This window comes from Nocardiopsis lucentensis DSM 44048 (genome assembly GCF_000341125.1).
GTDB classification, from domain to species: domain Bacteria; phylum Actinomycetota; class Actinomycetes; order Streptosporangiales; family Streptosporangiaceae; genus Nocardiopsis; species Nocardiopsis lucentensis.
In genome coordinates this window covers 1-2,384 of the sequence record NZ_ANBC01000665.1, presented here as the reverse complement: position 1 = coordinate 2,384, position 2,384 = coordinate 1, and the positions used below count along the sequence as shown (strand labels likewise).

The window sequence follows — 2,384 nt, the reverse complement described above, 5'->3', positions numbered from 1 at the left end:
GGCAGCGCGGCGACCGCGACCAGGGACCCGGCAAGGCCCAGCGCCAGCCGCCGGTGGATCTCCACGCGCCGCACCAGGGCGACGTTGGCCTGGTTGCCGAGGATCATGCCGAGCGTGGTCACCGCGAAGACGAGGCTGAACTGCTGCGGGGTGGCGTCGAACCGGGACTGGGAGACGAACGAGAACGCCGAGATGTAGGTGAAACTCATCCCGAAACTCAGCGCCAGGGTGAGCGTGGGACCGGCGAACCGGACGTCGCGCAGCAGACGGCCGAACAGCCGCAGCTGGGCGGTCGCGCCGGTGCGCTCCCTGCGGTCGGCGGGCAGGCTCTCCGGCAGGGCGAGGAAGACCAGGGCGAGCGTGGCCAGGCCCATCACGCCCAGGGCCGTGAAGATCAGCCGCCAGGGGCCCAGGACGAGGAGCTGTCCGCCGAGGACCGGGCCGAGCATCGGGGCGAGCCCGGCCAGCAGGACGAGTCGGGAGAAGAACGTGGCGGCCGCGTCGCCGTCGAACACGTCGCGGACCACGGCGCGCGAGACGACGAGCCCGGTGGCCGCCGACAGGCCCTGGACGAACCTCAGTACGACGAACGCCTCCACGCCGGTCACCAGCACGCACCCGAACGTCGCGGCGGTGAACGCCCCCATGCCGACCAGCAGCGGCGTCCGCCGTCCCCAGCGGTCGCTGAGCGGCCCCGCCACGAGCTGGCCCAGGGCCAGGCCGACCATGACGGACGTCAGGGTGAACTTGACGCTGGCCTCGCTGGTGCCCAGGTCGGCGGCGATGTCCGGCAGCGCGGGCAGGTAGAGGTCAGTGGCCAGCGGGCCGATCGCGGACAGCACTCCCAGGACGAGCACGAGCAGCGCCGTGTGGCGGCGCGGGCGCGCGACCGGGCGCGCCGCGGGCGGGTGAGGGACGGCGGAACCGGTGGCCTGGGCGGGGACCGCTCGGCCGGGGCGGGCGGGAGAACGGTGCTTCGGGCGTGCGGAGAGCAGGGTCAAGGAAGGCTCCAGCGCTGGGCGGGACGAAGACGGGTGCGACGCGACGCGTGCGTGGCGCGAGAACCGCCTTCGGGCGGAGCGCCGGGGAAACACCGCTCGGGGCGGTGCCACCCGCGTCCAACACGGCACCCGGGGCGGTGAGTCCCCGTGACGCGCGCCGATCCGCGTGATCACCGCCACGCGTCGCGATCCCCCTGTCCACGGGAGTTTCCGCGTGCTGTGACGACCCGCATGCCGGTCCTTCGGGCCGGGTCACCCGTGCCGGTGGTAGGGACTCTCCCAGGCTCGCCTCAGTCGCCTCGAGCGTTGCCCTTCCTGGGCCGGGCGCGGACGTGGACGCGCTCCCCCTGCTTGCCGAAGAGGCTGAGGATCTCGGCGGGGCGCTCACCGTCGGTGCCGAACCAGTGGGGGAGCCGGGTGTCGAACTCGGCCGCCTCCCCCGAACCGAGGACCACGTCGTGGTCGGCCAGGATCAGGCGCACCCGGCCGGAGAGCACGTAGAGCCACTCGTACCCCTCGTGCGTGCGGAGCTCGGGGGTGTCACGCGAGGCGGGCAGGATCATCTTGTAGGCCTGCAACGGCCCGGGGAAGGTGGTCAGCGGCACCACCGTGCTGCCGTGCGCGCGTCTGGGCCGGAGCCGCACACGCGGGTCACCGACCTCGGGCGCGCCGACCAGCTCCTCCAGGGGGACCTGGTGGGCCTGGGAGATCGGCAGCAGGAGTTCGAGGCTGGGGCGGCGCTGCCCCGACTCCAGCCGGGACAGGGTGCTGCGCGAGATGCCGGTCACCTCCGACAGCGCGGCCAGCGTCAGGCCGCGTTCGGTGCGCAGCCGCCGCAGACGGGGACCGACCTCGGACAGGGCGCGGGTGATGGTGGCTGGGTCGTACACGCGTCCATCCCACCCACTTCGCGCGGGTGTGGCAAGTGAGCGTGCCGTTTCCGGGAAATCCCGGGTGTGAGGCCGCGGATCGGCGGCCCGTTTCCCGGAACCGGCAACGGAAGTTGTCGTGCCCGGGGCGCCCCCGCACTCTGAGGGTGTTCGCGCCCCGTCCCCGACGGCCGGGGCGGATCCGATCGGGAAGGCAGGCGAGAGCGGATGAGCGCGCACGACGTCGACGACATCGACTGGGGGGCCATGGTCGCCCAGCTGGAACTCAAGGCGGAGGTGAACGAGCCCTACCTCCGCGCCGCCGCCGACTGGATGCGCGCCCTCCTCCCCGCTGACGGCCGGGCCGACGGCGTGGGCCGCGTCCTGGACGTGGGCAGCGGGCCCGGGGTGATCACCTGTCTGCTGGCCCGGCACTTTCCCTCGGCCCGTGTGGTGGCCGTCGACCAGTCGGAACCGCTGCTGGCCCACGCGCGCTCACGCGCCGAGGAGCAGG

3 protein-coding genes are annotated in these 2,384 nt (G+C 73.6%); 1 reads left to right on the top strand and 2 read right to left on the bottom strand.

Annotated elements, in window-relative coordinates; all coding sequences use genetic code 11:
* Together D471_RS35770 and D471_RS0123470 are read right to left on the bottom strand one after the other, a co-directional pair.
* Positions 1–1,001: multidrug effflux MFS transporter (locus D471_RS35770; protein ID WP_017600882.1), on the bottom strand; the 1,001-nt coding region annotated here is incomplete at its 3' end.
* Between the two features lie 290 nt (positions 1,002–1,291).
* Positions 1,292–1,891 carry a helix-turn-helix domain-containing protein gene (locus D471_RS0123470; RefSeq protein WP_017600881.1) on the bottom strand — a complete coding sequence of 200 codons (600 nt, stop codon included), beginning with the start codon at positions 1,889–1,891 and terminating at the stop codon, positions 1,292–1,294.
* Positions 1,892–2,098: 207 nt separating this feature from the next.
* On the opposite strand from D471_RS0123470, the gene D471_RS35765 reads away from it, so the two are divergent.
* Positions 2,099–2,384, top strand: a 286-nt coding sequence (locus D471_RS35765) for a class I SAM-dependent methyltransferase (RefSeq protein ID WP_040690844.1), incomplete at its 3' end; no start/stop codon positions are given.